Raw genomic sequence first — 18,546 nt, forward strand, 5'->3', positions numbered from 1 at the left:
CCGCGCCCTGAAGGATCCCGACCGATGCACCTGACCCGCCGCCATGCCCTCCTCGGCTCGCTCGCCCTCGCGGCCCTGGCTGGCGCGCGGCCGGCCTGGGCAGCCTTTCCGGACCGGACGGTCCGCCTCGTCGTGCCCTACGCGCCGGGGGGCAGCTACGACACGACAGGGCGGCTGCTGGCCGAGGGCGCGGCGCCGCTCCTCGGCCAGCCCGTGGTGGTGGACAACCGCCCCGGTGCGGGCGGCATTGTGGGCGCTGCCTCCGTCGCCCGCTCCCCGGCCGATGGCTACACCCTGCTGCTCAGCGGGCTGACGGCGCAGATCCTGGTGCAGGGCGCCAATGCCAGCCTGCCCTTCGATCCCATGGGCGACTTCGTGCCCGTCGCGCTCGTGGCCAAGGTGCCGCTGATCCTGGTCGCGGCAAAGAACATGAACGTCCGGAGCGTCGCCGAACTCGTGCAGGCCGTGAAGGGGAAGCCGGGCAGCTACAACTTCAGCTCGGCGGGTAACGGGGCGTCCGGCCACATCGCGGCCCAGCACTTCGCCAACGTCACCGGGCTGGAGGTGACGCACGTGCCCTATCGCGGCAGCGCGGCGGGGCTGGCGGACCTGCTGGCGGGGCGGATCGCCTTCCTCGTCGACACGCCCTCGGTCGTCGGAGAGCACATCCGCTCCGGCGCGATCAGCGGGCTGGCCGTCATGTCGGACGCGCGCATCCCCACCCTGCCGGAGGTTCCCACAATGAAGGAGGCAGGCTTCCCCGGCGTGAACAACCTCGAGCCCTGGCAGGCGGTCGTCGCCCCGCGCGGCACCCCGCCGGAGGTGGTCGCCCGGCTGAACGCGGCCATCAACGAGGTGACGGCCCGGCCGGAGGTGCGCGAGCGCTTCGCGGCCATCGACCTCACGCCCATGTCCGGATCACCGGACCAGGTGGCGCGATTCTTCACCGAGGAGAACGACCGCTGGGTGCCGATCGTCCGCGCCATGGACATGCGGGCCGGATAGGGCGAGGCCAGGAACGATCGACGGCTTATCGCCTATGCGTCTGCGGCCTAGCAGGTACGGTCGCTCCTACGGCGCGGCCAGATCCGATCTGGCCGCCCTTCCTTGTCTTACTCAATCAGCAATCCGGCTGCTGCAAGGCGGCGCTTGATGTCCGCGAGGTCACCCTCGTACTCCCAGGTCTGGACGGTGTCGTGCGGGCACTCGATGAAGATGTAATCCTCCGTGACGGAGAGAATGCGGTCCACCTTGATCACCTTCTCCACAAAGTCCTGCGCGGGCATCTTGTCCACGACCAGCTTCCGCTCCGCGTCGTATCCATGGAACACCCGGTCAGGCCGGATGCGCGCCGAGATGTAGTTCACCAGTCTCATCCTCTCGATAGGCAGCATGCCAACAGGGCGCACCGGATCGCGCTCAGGCGTCGCTCCGCCGCCATGATGGGCGCAGCCCATTCCGGTGCCGACTTCGCTTCTTGCAGTTTGTGACCAATCGGTAAATAGTTCGCGCGACAGAAGGTAGCCGACACGCGCGCCCCGGCCCTGCTTGCCATGCCGATCGCGCCATCTCCCTGGAGGGCAGACATGCTTCGTCGTCAGTTGCTGGGCTCGCTTCCCCTTCTCGGCGCCGGAGCGGTGGGGCTGGTTTATCCTGCAGCTGCCCCTGCACAGCAGGCGCGCGGAAACACCCTCGTCGTCGTGACGACGCCGGAGCCGACGGTCCTCACCAACGCCATCAACTCCGCGCCTTCCGTCGCGGAGCTGGCGACGAAGATCTATGATGGCTTGCTCGAATACGACATGCAGATGCAGCCGCAGCCCTCGCTGGCCGAGTCCTGGGAGGTATCGGGCGACGGCAAGTCGGTCACCTTCAAGCTGCGCCGCGGCGTCACCTGGCACGACGGCAAGCCCTTCACGAGCGCCGACGTCGCCTTCTCCCTCCTGGAGGTGGTGAAGAAGTTTCACCCGCGTGGCCCGGGCAATCTCGGCCCGCTAGAGGCGGTGGACACGCCGGACGAACACACCGCAGTCCTCCACCTCGCCCATCCCTACCCGCCGATGATGAAGGGCCTGTCCAGCCTGGAGTCGCCGATCGTCGCGAAGCACCTCTACGAGGGCACGGACATCCGGAACAATCCGGCGAACAACCGGCCCATCGGCACCGGGCCGTTCAAGTTCGCCGAGTGGAACCGCGGCGCATCCATCATCCTGGAGAAGAACCCGAACTACTGGCGCCCGGGGCGCCCCTATCTCGACCGGCTTATCTTCCGCTTCATCAACGATCCTGCCACCCGCGCGGCGGCGCTGGAGAGTGGCGAGGTGGATGTGGCCTTCTTCGGCACGATCACCCCGGCGGAAATGCGTCGTCTCGCGAGCCTGCCGAGCATCGAAATCGCCCAGGGTGGCTACGAGGCTCTCGCCCCGATGATGCTGCTGGAGCTGAACACGAAGAAGAAGCCGCTGGACGACAAGCGTGTCCGCCAGGCGCTGGCCTATGCGATCGATCGCAAGTTCATCGTGGACAATGTTTGGTATGGCTTCGGCAAGCCGGCGGTGGGCCCGATCTCCTCGGTCTATTCCGGCTCCGGCCTCTACACGGATCAGGTTCTGCGCTTCGATGTTCCCGACCGCGTGGCGCGCGCCAATGCCCTGCTCGATGAGGCCGGGTACAAGCGCGGCTCCGGTGGGATCCGCTTCGAGCTGACGCAGGATGTGGGCCCTTATGGCGACGACTACCGGCGCATGGGGGAATACATGCGCCAGGCCTACAACCGCATCGGCGTGAGGCTGAACCTGCGCACGGTAGACCAGGCGACCTATGTCCGCCGAGTCTATACCGACTACGACTTCGACATGACCTCCGGCTGGTATGTCGGCATGGGCGATCCCACCCTCGGTGTGCAGCGGCAATTCGTGACGAGCAATATCCGGCAGGGCATCCCGTTCAACAACGTCGCCCAGTACAGCGATCCCGAGAACGACAGGCTCTGGGCCCAGGCCGCCGTGGAGACGGACCCGGCGAAGCGCGGCGAACTGTTCCACGCCATACAGCGCAAGCTGGTGGAAGACAGCCCGGTCATCTGGATCATGGAGATGGACCTCGTCGCGCTTCAGAACAAGCGCGTGAAGAACCTCATCACCTCCGGGCTGGGCGTGCGCGGCGGCCTCTACGAAACACGGGTCGAGGGCTGATCCGAAGGTGGCGGGTCCGGGCGGGAAAGGCAGCCGCTGGCGCTTCCTGGGGCGTCGTGCGCTCCAGGGGCTGCCGACGATCCTGCTGATCGTCACCTTCAACTTCTTCTTGCTGCGCCTCGCGCCAGGGGATCCGGCAACCGTCATGGCTGGAGAGGCCGGGGCGGCCACGCCGGAATACATGGCCCAGCTGCGCGCCCAGTTCGGCCTCGATCGCCCGCTGCTGTTCCAGTACGCCAGCTATGTCTGGAACATCCTCACCCTCGATTTCGGCTACTCCTTCCGGTACCAGGAATCGAACCTCTCCCTCATCCTCGGGCGGATGTCGGCGACGCTTCTGCTTATGGGCGCCTCCGTGCTGCTCTCCGTCGGGCTCGGCACGCTGCTGGGGCTGATCGCGGCCGTTCGGCGCAACCGGATCGAGGCGGCGCTGATCCTGCTGGCGACCGTCCTCGCCTATGCCTCGCCGATCTTCTGGCTGGGCCTCATGTTCATCGTTGTCTTCGCCATCCAGCTGGGCTGGGTGCCGACCAGCGGCATGACCACGGTGGGCGGCCCGGTCGGCGGCGTGGCGCATGTGCTGGACGTGCTGCACCACCTCGTGCTGCCGGCCCTCACGCTCTCGCTCTTCTACATGGCGCTCTACACCCGGCTCATGCGCGCCTCTGTGCTGGAGAACCTGCGGATGAACTACGTCGTGACGGCCCGGGCCAAGGGCGTGCCGCCGCGCCGCCTGGTGTTCCGCCACGTCCTGCGAAATGCGGTCCTGCCCATCGTCACCATGGCGGGGGTGCAGATCGGCGGCGCGTTGGGCGGCTCCGTGGTGGTGGAATCCGTCTTCGGTTGGCCGGGCCTTGGCCAGCTGGCCTTCGAGGCGCTCTTCGCGCGCGACCTGAACCTGCTGCTGGGTATCCTCACCCTCAGTTCCGCCGTGGTCGTCGTCGCCAACCTGCTGGTCGATCTCATACACTCCATCATCGATCCGCGCGTGGCGCTCGCCTGATGCGCCTGTCTCCGGCACTGCGCCGCTTCCTGCGCCAGCCGGCGGCGGTGGCGGGCGCGATCCTGCTGCTCCTCGTCATCGGTCTCGCCGCCTCAGCCGATTTCCTCTACCCGGAGGATCCCTTTGAGATCGTCGGCCGCCCCTATCTGCCTCCCTTCACGGGGGAGTTCCTCCTGGGCACGGATACGCTGGGGCGCGACCTCGCGGCGGGGATCGTCCACGGGGCCCGCGTCTCCCTGCTGATCGGGGCCCTGACCGCCCTGGTGGTCACGGCCATCGGCATCGTGGTCGGCGGAGCTGCGGGCTATCTCGGGGGCCGGGCGGATGCGCTGCTGATGCGCTTCACCGAGCTGTTCCAGACGATCCCCTCCTTTCTCTTCGCAATCGTCCTCGTCGCGATCATGGAACCCTCGCTGGAGGCGCTGCTGATCGCCATCGTGGTCGTGTCCTGGGCACCGCTCGCACGGCTGGTGCGGGCGGAGGTGGCGGGGCTGCGGAACCGGGACTACGTGCAGTCCGCGATCGCGATTGGCATGGGGGATGCCAGCGTGCTCGCACGCCAAATTCTGCCCAACGCGCTGCCCGCCATCCTCGTCGCGGCTTCCGTCATGGTGGCTACCGCCATCCTGTTCGAATCCGGCCTCTCCTTCCTCGGCCTCGGGGACCCGAACGTGATGAGCTGGGGGCTGATGATCGGCGCCGGGCGTTCGGCCATCCGCACCGCTTGGTGGATGTCGGGCATCCCCGGCATCGCGATCCTTCTCACGGTCCTCTCGATCAACCTGGTGGGCGACGGCCTGAACGAAGCGCTGAACCCGCGCGCGGCAGGCCGGGCATGAGCGCCTCTCCAGCCCAGCCTGTCCTGAAGGTGGAAGGCCTGCGCACGGTCTTCGAGACCCCGCGCGGCCCGGTCACCGCCGTGGCCGACATGGATCTTTCCGTCCATGCCGGGGAGACGGTGGCGGTGGTCGGGGAATCCGGCTCCGGCAAGAGCGCCTTCGCCTACTCCGTGATCCGCCTGGTCCAGTCGCCCGGAAGGGTGGTGGCCGGGCGTGTCCTCCTCGGCGGCCGCGACATCCTCCCCTTGGATGAGGCAGCGATGCGGGACATCCGCGGGCGGGAGATGGCGATGGTCTTCCAGGAGCCCTCGACCAGCCTCAACCCGCTGATGCCGGTCGGCGTGCAGATCGCCGAAGCGATCCTGCTGCACGAGAGGGGCGTCACGCGGGCCCAGGCCCGCTCGCGCACGCTGGACCTGCTTCGCCTTGTCGGCATTCCCGCACCCGAACGGCGGGTCGACGAGTACCCGCACCAGCTCTCGGGCGGCATGCGGCAGCGGATCGTCATCGCCATGGCCCTGGCCTGCCGCCCCGCCCTGCTGCTGGCGGACGAGCCCACCACGGCGCTGGACGTGACCGTGCAGGCGCAGGTCCTGGACCTGATCGATGCCCTGAAGGCGGATCTCGGCATGGGCGTCGTGCTCATCACCCACGACCTCGGGCTCGTGGCGGACCACGCGCAGCGCGTGGCGGTGGTCTATGCCGGGCGGAAGGTCGAGGAGGGGCCGGTGGACGCGGTGCTCGCCGACCCCGCGCACCCCTATACCCGCGCCCTCCTGGCCTGTCGTCCCGACCCGTGGCAGGACGTATCGGAACCACTGGTGGAGATCCCGGGCGTGGTGCCCCCTCCCCTGGCCCTGCCCCCGGGCTGCGCCTTCGCGCCCCGATGCGCTCGGGCCGAGCCGGCCTGTGCGGACCTGCGCCCCGCCCTCGATCCAATCGGCCCGGGCCGTCAGGTAGCCTGCCTCGTCGCCAGCCGCGAAAGGGCCGCCGCATGAGCGCCGAAGATGAGCTTCTGGCCGTGCGCGGCCTGCGGAAGTACCACCGCACCGCCGCTGGCATCGTCCATGCGGTGGATGGCGTGGATATCGGCATCGCAACCGGCGAGGTGCTGGGGCTTGTCGGGGAATCGGGCTGCGGCAAGTCCACCCTCGGCCGCACGCTGAACGGGCTGGACGCGGCGGAGGCGGGGTCGATCCGCTTCCAGGGCGCCGAGCTGGTCGGGCTTGGCCGCCGCGCGCTGCGCCCGCATCGGCGCGAGATGCAGATGGTGTTCCAGGACCCGTTCGGCTCGCTCAACCCGCGCGACAGCATCGGCACGATCCTGCAGGACCCGCTGCGCGTGCATGGCGTGGGAACGCGGGCGGAGCGCCGGGACATGGCCGCGGCGCTGCTGGAGCGTGTGGGGCTGCGCGCCACCGACCTGGACCGCTACCCGCATGAGTTCAGCGGCGGCCAGCGACAGCGCATCAGCATCGCCCGCGCCATCGCCCTGCGCCCCCGCCTCGTGATCTGCGACGAGGCGGTCTCGGCGCTCGACGTCTCGATTCAGGCGCAGATCGTGAACCTGCTGCGGTCGCTGCAGGTGGAGTTCGGCCTCTCCTACCTGTTCATCTCCCACGATCTCGCCGTGGTCGGATACCTCTCGGACCGGATCGCGGTCATGTATCTCGGGCGGATCGTGGAGATCGGGCGCAAGGGCTCCATGCTGCGGGAACCGCGCCATCCCTATACACGCGCGCTCTTCTCCGCCCTGCCCGGCCGCGGCGGCAGCCGGGCGGACCGCCAAGCACTGCGCGGCGAGCCACCCAGCCCCCTCAACCCGCCCCAGGGCTGCCGCTTCCATCCCCGCTGTCCCGTCGCGGTGGACCGCTGCCGCGTGGATGTGCCCGTCATGCGGGAACTGGCCGAAGGCCACGCCGCCGCCTGCCACCTGGCGGCCTGAACAGGTCACGAGCGATCACCATGCCCGAGCAGCCCCTCGCCCGGTCCGCGACCGGCATCGGCCAATCCGTCCGGCGGCGCGAGGACCAGCGCCTGCTGCGCGGCCAGGGCCGCTACGTCGCGGACATGGCCGTGCCCGGACAGGCCCACGCGGCGTTCTTGCGCTCCCCCCACGCCCATGCGCGGATCAACGGCCTACAGCTGGATGCCGCGCGCGGGATGCCGGGCGTGGTGGCGATCTTCACCGGGGCCGATCAACGCGCCGCCGGGGTCGGCAGCCTTCCTTCCGGCTGGGTGGTGCGCGACCGCGACGGGCGCCCGAACGCGGAGCCGCCGCACTATCCCCTGGCCGTGGACAAGGTGCGCCATGTCGGCGAGCCGCTGGCCGTCGTCATCGCCGAAACGGCAGCCGAGGCGCGAGACGCGGCGGAGGCGATCGAGGTGGATTACGCGGTGCTGGAGGCTGCGGCCGATCTCGGCACGGCACTGGAAAGCGCCGCGCCGCGGGTTTGGGACCACCTGCCCGACAATCTTTGCTGCGACTGGGAGATCGGTGACGCGGCGGCCGTGGATGCCGCCTTTGCCCGCGCGGCGCACCGGGTCCGCCTCTCCCTGGTCAACAACCGCTTGGTGCCCGCGCCGATGGAGCCGCGCGCGGCCGTGGCGGTGCATGACACGGCGATGGGCACCACAACGCTCTGGACGACCAGCCAGAACCCGCACACGGTGCGGGGAACGCTTTGCGGCAGTGTGTTGAACATTCCGGAGACCGACCTTCGCGTGGTCTCCCCCGATGTCGGCGGCGGCTTCGGGACGAAGATCTTCCTCTACCCGGAGGAGACGACCCTGACCTGGGCCGCCCGCCGTCTGGGACGCGCCGTTCGCTGGGTGGGGGACCGCACGGAATCCTTCCTGACGGACGTGCAGGGCCGGGACCATCGGACCGAAGCCGAGCTGGCCCTGGACGCGGATGGCATCTTCATCGGGCTGCGCGTCGTTACCCTCGCCAATGTCGGCGCCTATCTCACGGGCGGCGCCACGGCGATCCCGACCTACTACTACGCGCCCTTGCTCGCGGGCGTGTACCGGACGCCTGCGATCTGGTGTAACGTCAAGCTCACCTTCACGAACACCGTCAGCGTGGATGCCTATCGCGGCGCCGGGCGGCCAGAGGCGAGCTACGTGCTCGAGCGGCTGGTGGACGAGGCGGCGAAGGTCACGGGGATCGACCGCGTGGTCCTGCGCCGGCGGAACTTCATCGGGGCCGACCAGTTCCCCTATCCCACGCCTCTCGGGCTGGAATACGACTCCGGCGACCATGAATCCACGCTCCGCCTCGCCCTCGAGGCGGCCGACCTGGATGGCTTCCCTGCCCGGAAGGAGGAGGCCGGGCGCCGGGGACGGTTGCGGGGCTTCGGCATTTCCACCTATGTCGAGATCGCCGGCGGCACGCCCTCCCGCGTGGTGGGGCAGCTCGGCGGCCGCGGCGGACGCTCGGAGTCCGCTCAGGTGCGCGTGCATCCGAGCGGCGCCGTCACCGTGTTCAGCGGCGCCCACAGCCATGGCCAGGGCCACGAGACGACCTTCGCCCAGATCGTCGCGGATCGTCTTGGCGTTCCGTATGAGAGGGTCCGCATCGTGCAGGGCGACACGGATCAGGTCCCCTTCGGACGCGGCACGGCGGCTTCCCGCTCCCTCGTCGTCGGCGGCTCCGCGATCATCAAGGCCGTCGAGAAGATCGTCGCCAAGGGCAAGCGCATCGCCGCGCACCGGTTGGAGGCGTCGGCGGATGACATCGTGTTCGAGGACGGGATCTTCCGCGTGGACGGCACGGACCGCGGCGTGAGCTTCACCGACGTCGCGCGGGCCGCCTACACGCCCCACGACTATCCGATCGACGAGATCGAGCCCGGGCTGGACGAGACCGCCTTCTACGACCCGAAGAACTGGACCTATCCCGGAGGCTGCCACGTCTGCGAGCTGGAGGTCGATCCCGAGACCGGTGAGGTGACTTTAGAGAAGGTCGTGGCCGTGGACGACCTGGGTGAGATCATCAACCCGATGATCGTCCACGGGCAGATCCATGGCGGGCTGGCCCAGGGCGCGGGACAGGCGCTGCTGGAGGGCTGCGGATTCGACGAGGCGGGGCAGATGCTGACCGCCAGCTTCCAGGATTACGCCATGCCTCGGGCACACAACATGCCCAGCTTCACGGTCCTGACGCACGGCACGCCGTGCGAGCACAATCCGCTGAAGGCGAAGGGTTGTGCCGAGGTGGGTTCGGTCGGTCTGCCGCCAGCTGTGGTGAACGCCCTGCTCGACGCGTTGGGCGAGGTGGGGGTGCGGGACATTGCGATGCCGGCAACCCCGCTTCGGGTATGGCAGGCGATCCAGTCTGCACGGAATGCGCCCTCCCGGCCGGCCTAGCGTACCGGGCTGCAGCCCGTGCCCGCGCCAGCTATAACGCCGCAGCACGACGGCGGGGAGAAGAATGCCGATGGCCAGGGCCGCCACCAACCCGGCCGTACCGCGCCGGCCCAGGGTAGCCGCGGCGGATCGCGAGCGCATGATCCTCGATGCAGCGATCCCCTTTCTCGCGGAGGCGGGCTTTTCCGGCCAAACGCGCCTCCTTGCGCAGTCGCTCGGGATTTCCCATTCCGTTCTCTACCGTCACTTCCCAACTAAGGAACTACTGATCCAGGCAGTCTGCACGGAGATGTTCGAGCGCCGGTGGCAACCTGCCTGGGCTGCTGTCCTGCACGATGCGTCCCTTCCTCTCGAGAAGCGACTGCTGCACTTCTATCGCGCGGCTGGAGCGCTGCTGCTCGCGCCCGAATGGGTGCGAATTGCCCTAGCGGCCGGACTTACGGGCCAGGCCAAGTCCTCCGGGTTACGGTCACTGTTGGAGGACCGCGTCGTCCATCCCGTCGCTGAGACTCTTCGGACGCCGCGGGGCAGCGGTGCTGCCCTGACCGAGCCGGAGGCTCGGGAGCAGGCCTGGGCGCTACAGGGCCGCGTTTTCTACCTCGGGGCACGCCTAGCCGTCTGGCGCGGCGCGACGCCACGGGATCCTGACGCAGCCCTCAGCGCCGCCATCGCCGGCTTCTGTCGCGGTGCGCGCGCCCTTGCCGCTGCGGAGGCCTAGAGGTGGTGCAACCGACGCGGGCCAGACGTCTGGCACCCGAGGAGCGCGAGCGACAGATCGTTTCTGGCGCCATCGCCTACTTCGCGGAACACGGGCTGGACGCGCAGCTGCGCGATCTCGCAGACCATCTCGGCATCACTCACCCTTTGCTGTACCGGTATTTCCCGACAAAAGAGGCGCTGGTCGAGCGGGTTTACGAGGAGTTCTACGCCACGCGGTGGCAGGCAGGCTGGGACCTTCTGCTCCGCGACGCATCCCTGACCCTGGAAGAACGCCTGACGCGCTTCTACGCAGCCTATCTCGACGCGCTGGAGGACGGCCCCTGGTTGCGGATCTTTGCCTTCTCCGGCTTGCAGAACCAGAAGGCGAGCCAGCACTACATGGCCTCGATACGAGTCCGCGTCATCCAACCCATCGCAGCCGGCCTCCAGGCGCTGGCGTCCAGCGAAGGCGGCCGGCCGGAGCCCGCCTTGATGGAACTCGCCTGGGCTCTGCACGGGGAGCTCTGCTTCAATCCCATCTGCAATCGCCTGCTCGGCATCCCTGCGGGGAGGATGACATCGGCACAGATACGCCAACGCCTCTCAGCGTGGCTGAATGGATACGCGAGTGCTCCGATCAGAATGAGCGGCGTCTCGGCCGTCGAGGCTGGATCTGCCTGAGTTGTTCATCGGGCACGATGCAGCTTCATGTCGGTGCGAAGGAATGCCTCGCGTTGGGCAGCCCGGGGTAGCTCGCCTCCTGATGACCGCATTGCTGGACATCTTACCCTGAGGCAGCACTTCTGCTCTCGGTCAGGTGGGCCCGTTCCGCTCGGCGCCTAACCCGGACCTTCAAGGCGTCACTGACGGTTTTCAAAAGCGGCCGCGGCAGATGCCGTTGGGCCTCCAAGCTGATGGGCTTCCGAGTTCGCTTGCGGCCCTGCCCTCGTCGCGGCCTGTTTGGCCGGCCTCGTGGAATGCTGGGCTAGTGCACGGGGCGCGCATCATCGAATCCCAGCGCCCGTGTGATGGCCTCGATCCCGACAGGCTTCTCGCAACGCCCGCCCCCCGCATACCGCTGGGGGATCACGCCACTGCCATAGCCGGTAACGAACACGAACGGCACGCCGCGCGCCAGCAGCGCGTCAGCCACCCCGTAGGAAGGCTCGCCGCGCAGGTTGACGTCCAGGACGGCTCCATCGATCGCCCCTGGCCGGCCGAGCAGGTTCAGGGCGTCTTGGACGGTGGGCGCCGGGCCGACCACCTCGGCCCCGCTATCCTCCAGGAGCTCGCGCATCTCGTCCGCGATCAGGTAGTCGTCCTCGACCACGATCACGCGCCGGCCCGTCAGATCCGCCCCGGCCATTGCCAGCCCTCCTCACGCGGCCCCGCTCACCACCGGGGCAGCGATGGTGCAGATCACGCCAACGGCCCCCAGCTCGTAGGTCGTCCTCGCCCCAAGCTGGTAGGGGAGAGCCCGCTCGATCAGCTCGCGTCCATAGCCGCCTCCTGGCACCGGCGCACTAACCTCCGGCATCCTCACCCCGCTCTCCCGCCACTCGACCCATAGCCAGGGCTCGCCGCCCTCCGCCACGGGAACGAGGCGCCAGGACACGCGCAGCCGGCCGGCGGGCTGCTGCAGGGCGCCGTACTTCACGGCGTTGGTGGCCAGCTCGTGCAGCGCGAGGGCAAAGGTCTGCACCGCGCCGGAGCGGAGACGAACGCCAGGAGGCCCCTCCAGGATCACCTTGCCCGGCTCCTCCAGCGCACCGTGCCCGGAGAGTTCCGCCCTGACCATCTCGCCGAAGTCGACCCGCTCGCTCCCGGCCAGCTGCGAGAGCAGGCCTTGCACCCGGGACAGGGCAGCGAGCCGGTCATTGAAGCGAGCGCGGAGGTCCTGCAGGGAGGTGCTGCCCTTCAGGGTCTTGGTGAAGGTGGACTGCACCACCCCGATCAGGTTGCGGGTCCGGTGCTGGAGTTCCGCGATCATCACCTCCTGCTGGTCCTGCAGGCGGCGCAGGTCATCCACGTCGGTCGACGTGCCAAGCCACTCCACGACCTGCCCATCCTCGCCTCGCACCGGCGTGGCGCGGGTCCGGAACCAGCGGTAACGGCCCTCCCCCTGGTGGAAGAGACGCCCCTCGAACTTGAGTGGCGCTCCCGCCTCGGTCTTGGCCCAGGCCGAATGGACGCCTTCGCGATCATCGGGGTGCATGGCCCTGAGCCAGCCCATGCCCTGGCTCTCTTCGGCCGAGAGGCCAGTGTAGGCGGTCCATTGCGGGCTCGACCACGTCCACTCGCCGCCATGCCCCGCCCGCCAGACCAGCTGGGGCACGCCCTCTACCAGGGCCCGCAGCAGTTGCAGGCTCTCCGCCAGTGCCGTCTCGGAGGCGCGGCGCTCCGTCACGTCCTGGCCGATCTTGATGAACCCCGTGACGCTGCCCCCGCCATCCTTCAGGGCGCGCACGGCCCCCTCAATGAACACAGGCGAGCCGTCCTTCCGAACGTGCCAGCGCACGTTCGGGGCATGCCCCCTGGCCCGGGCCGTTTCGACCTCCCTTTCGGCCTCTCCTGCCTGCCGGTCCTCGGGCGAGAAGAGGATATCCGCGGGCTTTCCCTCGACCTCCTCGGCAGACCAGCCGAACACCGCGGCAGCTCCGGGCAACCAGTCGACGATCCGGTCATCCCGGTCCGTGGTGAAGATGGCATAGTCCTGCGCTTCCTCCACCATGAGGCGGAAGCGCTCCTCGCTACGGCGCAGCTCGCCCACCTTCAGAAGCCGGTCGAGCAACGGCCCGAGGATGATGGTGTAGGTGCGGAGGAACTCCGTGTCCTCCTCACCGAAGTCGCGCGGCTCGGTGTCGTCCACCTGCAGCAGGCCATAAGCCCTGCCGCCCGGCAGCAGGATCGGGGCATTCGCCAGCGCCACCACCCCGGCCACCTTCATGAACTCGGGAACCTCGAAGCGGTCTTCCTTGCTGATGTCCTGTGTGACGACGGGGACGCGCTTCTCGATAGAGTAGGTTTCGGAGGAGTGTTCCTCGATCTGCAGGCGAAGGTGGCCCACGACGCCCTCGGCCCAGCCCACCCCGGCCCGCACGAAGAGCTCCTTCCCGCCCTCCTGGATCTCCAGGATCTTGGCCCGGCCGGTCCCGAGCGTCTCGCCGACGAGGCGGCAGGCCTCGTGCAGGATCTCGTCCAGGTCCTCACAGTGCAGGACGAACTCCCCGAAGTCGGCCAGCGCCTTCTGCCGCTGGATCATCTGCTCCACGTCAGGCATCCAGAGGTCCCTCCGTCAGCGTCGCCGGCGAAAGGCACCATGCACGGGGGCTTGCCGGGTTCGCCACCCCCGTCGGAACGCTCCCGCAATGCACCGGCTGCCGATCCGCGTTCGGAGAGGCGATGGCTGGCGAGATGAGCCGCCCCTTCGGCCGCTCCTCTGCCCTCGCGCGTCGGGAGCCGCCATTCCGCTACCGGCCAGCTTCGCCCGCCGTCTCAGCGCCCAAGTCGGCCATCAGCATGGCGTTGATGGCGTCCCGACAGTGGAAGTCGCGGTCGACCTTCCCGGCGCATTCGCTGGTGCCGATAGCACCCGCTCGACGGCTTGCAGCAGGTGCTGGCCTGGCCGCCTTCCGCTCCGCCCGGTGCCGCGGCTTGCAGATGGCGGGCCGAGGTCCGAGCTCGATAACGGCGGTCCGCCGCACCAGCTCGATGGCGGCGGAGGCGCCCACCTCAAAGCGGGCCGCCGCCTCCCGTGCCGAAGCTCCAGCCTCCACCGCACGAACCGGCCGGCGCCTGACCAGGATTGCCACGCATCTGAAACACAAGCTGTCGGAACTCGGCAAGCCGTTCAGCGCATGGTGCAGACCAGACCGCCATCGACGGGCAGCACCACGCCGGTGATGTAGCGTGCCTCGTCCGAGGCCAGGAAGACGGCGGCGTTCGCCACGTCCCAGGCGTTGCCCATGAAGCCCATGGGCACGCGGGCATGACGGCCGGCCATCATCGCCTCGCGGTCAGCGTAATTGCCGGCGATCTGCTGGTGGATCAGCGGCGTGTCCATCACCCCCGGCATGATGGCATTGATACGCACGTTGCTCGGCGCGTAACGCACGGCCAGGCCGCGGGTCAGCCCGTTCACCGCCGCCTTCGCGGCGCCGTAGAGCGGCTGCGGATAGGGCCCGGCGCCCACTGAGGCGACCGAGGATATGTTGATCACCGCGCCGCGCCCGCGCTCCACCATGCCCGGCAGCACGTGCTTGCAGGCGAGATAGACGCCGGCCGTGTTGAGCGCGAGCAGGCGGTTCCAGTCCTCGAACTCCACCTCGACCGGGCCACCCATGCGGGTGAATCCCACATTGTTGTGCAGGATGTCCACGCGCCCGGCCGCGGCCAGCACCTCCGCAACCACGGCCTGCATGCGCGCGGGATCCGTGACGTCGGCCGCCAGGGCACTGACGTCGTTGCCCTCCCCGCGGATGATCTCGGCCGTTTCCTCGGCCGAGCGGAGATCCAGGTCGAGGGCGAAGACGCGCGCGCCCTCCCGCGCATAGGCGACGGCGGCGGCGCGGCCGTTGCTCCATCCCTCGCCCGCCGACCCGGCGCCGAAGACAAGCGCGATCCGGTCGCGCAGGCGCTCACCCATGTCTTCCTCCGTGCTTTCCCCAGGGGCTTTGTTCCAGGCTGGCCCGGTGGCCCGGGGGTGGCAACCGAGCTTTGCCTGGGGTTAATGTGAGAAAAACTCAGGGCAGAGGGAGGGACGCATGGCCCGGCTACCGTCGCTGAACGCGCTTCGCGCCTTCGAGTGCGCCGCCCGCCAGCGCAGCATCACCCGCGCGGCGGAAGAGCTCTGCGTCACCCATGGCGCGGTCAGCCGGCTGATTCAGCAGCTGGAGGCGGAGCTGAAAGCCCCCCTGCTACGCCGCCTTCCGCGCTCGGTCGAACCCACGGCGGAGGGCGCGCGGCTGGCCGAGACGCTGGGGACCGCCTTTTCCCTCATGCACAAGGGCGTGGCCGAGTTCCGGGACCGGCCGCTCACCCTCGCCTGCTCCTCCTCCATCATGTCGCGCTGGCTCATCCCGCGGCTCGCCGCCTTCCGCCAGCTACATCCGGGGGTGGAGCTGCGGCTCTCCGTCTCGCACGGCGCCGTGGACTTCGCGCGCGACGACATCGACGTGGCGCTGCGCAACAGCAGCGTGCCGCGCCCGGCCGACATCGTGGTGCGGCCGCTGACACGGGAGAAGATCGGGCTGGTCTGCGCGCCGGACTACCTGGCGGCCCTGGACGAGGCGCCGGGCCCGCGCCGCTGGCGCATCCTGGAGACGAACTCGCGCCCGGACGCACTGGCAGCGTGGCGCGGGGCAGCCGGGGAGCCGCCGCTGGAGATCGCGGGGCAGGAGACCTTCGCCCACTTCTTTCTCGCCATCCAGGCCGCCGCCTGCAGCTTCGGCGCCGCCGTCGCTCCCCACATGCTGGTGGAGGACGACCTGGCCTCGGGCAAGCTGGTGGCGCCATTCGGCTTCGCGCCCGGCACGCGGGAGCTGCAGCTCTGGATCCGGCGGAGCGCCGCGCAGAAGCCGGGCGTGCAGGCGCTGGCGGCCTGGATCGAAGCGGAAGTCTCCTCCGGCCCGCCCGCCGCTGTGACCTCGCCTCACCGCAAGCCGGGGCAAAACTCGCTTGTCGGGGCCGCCGCCGCCGTGGTGTGACGATGCGCGCCGCCGGGTTCCATGCGGCCACGAACCGCGCAGGGGGAACACGGCTCTTGTCCCATTCCGGGCACGTCCCCGCCTTTGCCTTCTACGGCGACGACTTCACCGGTGCTTCCGCGCACCTGGACGCCTACCGCATGGCCGGGCTTCGCACGCTCCTCTACCTCCGCACGCCGGACGAGGCGCAGCTCGCGCGGCATCTCCCCGGCCTGGACGCGATCGGCATCGCCGGCGTCGCGCGCTCCCTGCCGGCCTCGGCGATGGAGGCGGAGGTGCGCCCGGCCTTCGAGCTGTTCCGCCGCCTGGGCTGCCGCGCCGTGCAGTACAAGGTCTGCTCCACCTTCGATTCCGCGCCGGACCTCGGCAGCATCGGGCGGATGATGGAACTGGGGCGGCTGGTCTTCGGCCCTTCCCCCATTCCCATCGTGGCGGCCTGCCCCGATGCGGGGCGCTGGACGGCCTTTGGCCAGCACTTCGCCGAGGCGAAGGGAGAAGCGGTGCGGCTGGACCGCCACCCGACCATGGCTCACCACCCCGCCACGCCGATGGACGAGGCCGACCTGCGGCTGCACCTGGCGCGGCAGACCGACCTGCCCGTCTCGCTCATCGACTGGCGCTGGCTGCGCGCCGGGCCCGAGGCGCTGCGGGCGCGGTGGGACGCGCTGGCCGGCTCGGCCGCCGCCGGCATCGTGATGGACGCGCTGGAGGAGGCGGACCTGGACCGTGCGGCGGCGCTGATCTGGGATCTGTCGGCCGCGGCGCCGGTCCTGGCCGTGGCGGCACAGGGGCTGGCCGGGGCGCTGGGGCGGCACGCCGCCGCGCTGGGCCTGGGCGGGCCGGCCGCGGCGGAACCGGCCATAGCGCCGGTGGACCGGCTGCTCGTGCTCTCCGGCAGTGCCTCGCCCCAGACGGCGGCGCAGATCCGTGCCGCGGAGGCGGCGGGGTGGAAGGCGATCCGCCTGGACCTTCCGGCGCTGATGGATCTCACGCCGGAGGCCGCCGCGGGGCCCCTGGAGGCTGCCCTGGCGGAGGCGCTGCAATCCGCCCCCGGCGCGGTGGCCTACACGGCGCTGGGCCCGGACGACCCGGCAATCCCGGCAGCGCGGGAAGCGGCAGCACGCCGCGGCATCCCGCCGGAGGAGCTGGTGCGGCGCACGGGCGACCTCTTCGGCGCGCTCGTCACCCGCCTGGCCGGGGGGCTGGGCCTGCGCCGCGCCGTGCTGGCAGGGGGTGACACCTCCAGCCGCGCCATGCGGGCGATCGACGCCTACGCGCTGCGCATCCTGGGCTTCAGCCGCGCGGCCGGGGCGCGCATTTCCGGCCTCGTTTCCGACGATCCCCGGATGGACGGGCTGCAACTGCTGCTGAAGGCGGGGCAGACCGGGAGCGACGATGTCTTTCTCCGCGTCCGCAGCCTGGAGGGCTGGTCATGAGTGCGCCCGACACGGCCACCGCCGGGATGCGCGGACTTTCCGCCACGCGCTTCGCCGCCACCTACCTCATCGAGACGCCGGGCGATGTGGAGACCGTGGCCGCCGCCATGGCCGGGGAGCAATCCACGGCGACCCACACCAGGGTTGCGGGCGAGACGCCGGAGCTGCTGCGGCGCCACGGCGCGGTGGTGGAGCGCATCGAGAGGCTGGGGACGGTCTCAACCCCTTCCCTCCCCTCCCACGCCACCGGCGCGGCCCAGAGCTTCCAGCGGGCGCGGGTGCGCATCTCCTGGCCGTTGCACAACATCGGCCCCTCCCTGCCCATGCTGATGACAACGCTGATGGGCAACCAGACCGGCATGCGGGACCTGACGGGGCTGCGGCTGCAATCCCTGGAACTGCCGGAGGAGTTCATCCGCGCCTGCCCGCGCCCGGCTTTCGGCATCACGGGCACCCGGCGGCTGTCCGGCGTGCAGGCACGGCCACTGATCGGCACCATCGTGAAACCGAATATTGGCTTGGCGCCGGAGGAGACGGCGGCGCTGGTCTCCGAGTTCGCGGAGGCCGGGCTCGACTTCGTCAAGGACGACGAGTTGATGGCGGACCCGCCCTACTGCCCCGCCGTCGAGCGCGCGGAGGCCGTGCTGGGCGCCGTGCGGCGCGCGGAGGACCGCACAGGGCACCGCCTGACCTACGCCGTGAACATCACCGGCGAGGTGGACGAGATGCGCCGGCGGCACGATGCCGTGCTGGCGGCGGGCGGGCGCTGCGTGATGGTGAACCTGAACGCCGTCGGCCTCTCCGGCCTGCTGGCGCTGCGGCGGCACAGCCAGCTTCCCATCCACGGGCATCGCGCCGGCTGGGGTGCCATGGCGCGCGCGCCGCTCATGGGGGCGGATTTTGGCGTCTACCAGCAGTTCTGGCGCCTGGCCGGGGTGGACCACCTGCATGTCAGCGGGCTCGGCGGCAAGTTCTGGGAGACGGCGGAGGACGTCACCGCCTCCGCCCGCGCCTGCCTCTCGCCCCTGCTCGATGACTCGGACCGCGCCATGCCGGTCTTCTCCGGCGGCTCCACCGTGCGGCATGTCGCCGGCACGCTGCGCGCCGCCGGCAGCGCCGACCTCATCATGACGACTGGCGGGGCCATCCTCGGCCATCCCGGCGGGCCGCGCGCGGGGGTGGAGAGCATGCGCGCCGCCTGGGCCGCCGCCATGGCCGGCATCCCGCCAGACGATTTCGCGCGCGACCACCCGCCCCTCGCGACCGCCCTCGCCCACTGGCCTGCCCACGCCTGAGAAC

The 18,546-nt window shown here is 69.9% G+C and carries 16 protein-coding genes; 12 read left to right on the forward strand and 4 right to left on the reverse strand.

The features are described from left to right. Window positions 1-24 precede the first annotated feature (24 nt). Window positions 25-1,005 (forward strand): Bug family tripartite tricarboxylate transporter substrate binding protein, encoded by a 981-nt coding sequence (locus tag NRP21_RS17390; RefSeq protein WP_257717496.1) that lies wholly within the window; start codon window positions 25-27, stop codon window positions 1,003-1,005. A 107-nt stretch (window positions 1,006-1,112) separates the two neighbouring features. Here the strand turns inward: NRP21_RS17390 and NRP21_RS17395 are convergent, their stop codons facing one another. Beyond that, window positions 1,113-1,367 (reverse strand): hypothetical protein, encoded by a 255-nt coding sequence (locus NRP21_RS17395; protein WP_257717497.1) that lies wholly within the window; start codon window positions 1,365-1,367, stop codon window positions 1,113-1,115. A 219-nt stretch (window positions 1,368-1,586) separates the two neighbouring features. On the opposite strand from NRP21_RS17395, the gene NRP21_RS17400 reads away from it, so the two are divergent. From NRP21_RS17400 to NRP21_RS17435, 8 genes are all read left to right on the forward strand, one after another. Then, window positions 1,587-3,194, forward strand: coding sequence for an ABC transporter substrate-binding protein (locus NRP21_RS17400; RefSeq protein ID WP_257717498.1), 1,608 nt, complete (start codon window positions 1,587-1,589; stop codon window positions 3,192-3,194). A gap of 7 nt (window positions 3,195-3,201) precedes the next feature. Further along, window positions 3,202-4,197, forward strand: coding sequence for an ABC transporter permease (locus tag NRP21_RS17405; protein WP_257717499.1), 996 nt, complete (start codon window positions 3,202-3,204; stop codon window positions 4,195-4,197). Next, window positions 4,197-5,036, forward strand: coding sequence for an ABC transporter permease (locus tag NRP21_RS17410; protein WP_257717500.1), 840 nt, complete (start codon window positions 4,197-4,199; stop codon window positions 5,034-5,036). The genes NRP21_RS17405 and NRP21_RS17410 overlap by 1 nt, the downstream gene beginning before the upstream one ends. Continuing rightward, window positions 5,033-6,034: an ABC transporter ATP-binding protein gene (locus NRP21_RS17415; protein ID WP_257717501.1), complete on the forward strand. Its 1,002-nt coding sequence runs from the start codon at window positions 5,033-5,035 to the stop codon at window positions 6,032-6,034. Before NRP21_RS17410 ends, NRP21_RS17415 begins: the two co-directional genes overlap by 4 nt. Then, window positions 6,031-6,981: an ABC transporter ATP-binding protein gene (locus NRP21_RS17420; protein WP_257717502.1), complete on the forward strand. Its 951-nt coding sequence runs from the start codon at window positions 6,031-6,033 to the stop codon at window positions 6,979-6,981. Before NRP21_RS17415 ends, NRP21_RS17420 begins: the two co-directional genes overlap by 4 nt. Window positions 6,982-7,001: 20 nt before the next feature. Then, a complete protein-coding gene (locus NRP21_RS17425) occupies window positions 7,002-9,407 on the forward strand; it encodes a xanthine dehydrogenase family protein molybdopterin-binding subunit (protein WP_257717503.1) in 2,406 nt (801 codons plus the stop codon). 139 nt (window positions 9,408-9,546) lie between these two features. Beyond that, window positions 9,547-10,125 carry a TetR/AcrR family transcriptional regulator gene (locus tag NRP21_RS17430; RefSeq protein ID WP_257717504.1) on the forward strand — a complete coding sequence of 193 codons (579 nt, stop codon included), beginning with the start codon at window positions 9,547-9,549 and terminating at the stop codon, window positions 10,123-10,125. Window positions 10,126-10,127: 2 nt separating this feature from the next. Continuing rightward, a complete protein-coding gene (locus NRP21_RS17435; protein ID WP_257717505.1) occupies window positions 10,128-10,787 on the forward strand; it encodes a TetR/AcrR family transcriptional regulator in 660 nt (219 codons plus the stop codon). A gap of 304 nt (window positions 10,788-11,091) precedes the next feature. Here NRP21_RS17435 and NRP21_RS17440 read toward each other — a convergent pair whose 3' ends face one another. The 3 genes from NRP21_RS17440 to NRP21_RS17450 all read right to left on the reverse strand — a co-directional run bounded on the left by NRP21_RS17440 (window position 11,092) and on the right by NRP21_RS17450 (window position 14,751). Continuing rightward, window positions 11,092-11,472 carry a response regulator gene (locus NRP21_RS17440; protein ID WP_257717506.1) on the reverse strand — a complete coding sequence of 127 codons (381 nt, stop codon included), beginning with the start codon at window positions 11,470-11,472 and terminating at the stop codon, window positions 11,092-11,094. 12 nt (window positions 11,473-11,484) lie between these two features. Continuing rightward, entirely contained in the window at window positions 11,485-13,386 is a 1,902-nt protein-coding gene (locus tag NRP21_RS17445; protein ID WP_257717507.1) for a PAS domain S-box protein, read from the reverse strand. A gap of 570 nt (window positions 13,387-13,956) precedes the next feature. Next, window positions 13,957-14,751 carry an SDR family NAD(P)-dependent oxidoreductase gene (locus NRP21_RS17450; RefSeq protein ID WP_257717508.1) on the reverse strand — a complete coding sequence of 265 codons (795 nt, stop codon included), beginning with the start codon at window positions 14,749-14,751 and terminating at the stop codon, window positions 13,957-13,959. Between the two features lie 118 nt (window positions 14,752-14,869). Here NRP21_RS17450 and NRP21_RS17455 point away from each other — a divergent pair, with 118 nt between their 5' ends. From NRP21_RS17455 to NRP21_RS17465, 3 genes are read left to right on the forward strand one after another with little or no spacing between them, the layout of a single operon-like run. Further along, window positions 14,870-15,811, forward strand: coding sequence for a LysR substrate-binding domain-containing protein (locus tag NRP21_RS17455; protein ID WP_257717509.1), 942 nt, complete (start codon window positions 14,870-14,872; stop codon window positions 15,809-15,811). Between the two features lie 56 nt (window positions 15,812-15,867). Beyond that, window positions 15,868-17,247 carry a four-carbon acid sugar kinase family protein gene (locus NRP21_RS17460; RefSeq protein ID WP_257717510.1) on the forward strand — a complete coding sequence of 460 codons (1,380 nt, stop codon included), beginning with the start codon at window positions 15,868-15,870 and terminating at the stop codon, window positions 17,245-17,247. After that, entirely contained in the window at window positions 17,244-18,542 is a 1,299-nt protein-coding gene (locus tag NRP21_RS17465) for a RuBisCO large subunit C-terminal-like domain-containing protein (protein WP_257717511.1), read from the forward strand. The genes NRP21_RS17460 and NRP21_RS17465 overlap by 4 nt, the downstream gene beginning before the upstream one ends. The last annotated feature ends 4 nt before the right edge of the window (window positions 18,543-18,546 follow it).

It is taken from the genome of Roseomonas populi (genome assembly GCF_024594815.1).
Taxonomy (GTDB): Bacteria; Pseudomonadota; Alphaproteobacteria; order Acetobacterales; family Acetobacteraceae; genus Roseomonas; species Roseomonas populi.

Bases quoted from the DNA above. Each gene is read 5' to 3' on its own strand.
- NRP21_RS17425 (WP_257717503.1), top strand. From the start codon at position 7,002: ATGCCCGAGCAGCCCCTCGCCCGGTCCGCGACCGGCATCGGCCAATCC.
- NRP21_RS17450 (WP_257717508.1), bottom strand. From the start codon at position 14,751: ATGGGTGAGCGCCTGCGCGACCGGATCGCGCTTGTCTTCGGCGCCGGG.
- NRP21_RS17445 (WP_257717507.1), bottom strand. From the start codon at position 13,386: ATGCCTGACGTGGAGCAGATGATCCAGCGGCAGAAGGCGCTGGCCGAC.
- NRP21_RS17430 (WP_257717504.1), top strand. From the start codon at position 9,547: ATGATCCTCGATGCAGCGATCCCCTTTCTCGCGGAGGCGGGCTTTTCC.
- NRP21_RS17400 (WP_257717498.1), top strand. From the start codon at position 1,587: ATGCTTCGTCGTCAGTTGCTGGGCTCGCTTCCCCTTCTCGGCGCCGGA.
- NRP21_RS17410 (WP_257717500.1), top strand. From the start codon at position 4,197: ATGCGCCTGTCTCCGGCACTGCGCCGCTTCCTGCGCCAGCCGGCGGCG.
- NRP21_RS17465 (WP_257717511.1), top strand. From the start codon at position 17,244: ATGAGTGCGCCCGACACGGCCACCGCCGGGATGCGCGGACTTTCCGCC.
- NRP21_RS17390 (WP_257717496.1), top strand. From the start codon at position 25: ATGCACCTGACCCGCCGCCATGCCCTCCTCGGCTCGCTCGCCCTCGCG.
- NRP21_RS17455 (WP_257717509.1), top strand. From the start codon at position 14,870: ATGGCCCGGCTACCGTCGCTGAACGCGCTTCGCGCCTTCGAGTGCGCC.
- NRP21_RS17415 (WP_257717501.1), top strand. From the start codon at position 5,033: ATGAGCGCCTCTCCAGCCCAGCCTGTCCTGAAGGTGGAAGGCCTGCGC.
- NRP21_RS17420 (WP_257717502.1), top strand. From the start codon at position 6,031: ATGAGCGCCGAAGATGAGCTTCTGGCCGTGCGCGGCCTGCGGAAGTAC.
- NRP21_RS17440 (WP_257717506.1), bottom strand. From the start codon at position 11,472: ATGGCCGGGGCGGATCTGACGGGCCGGCGCGTGATCGTGGTCGAGGAC.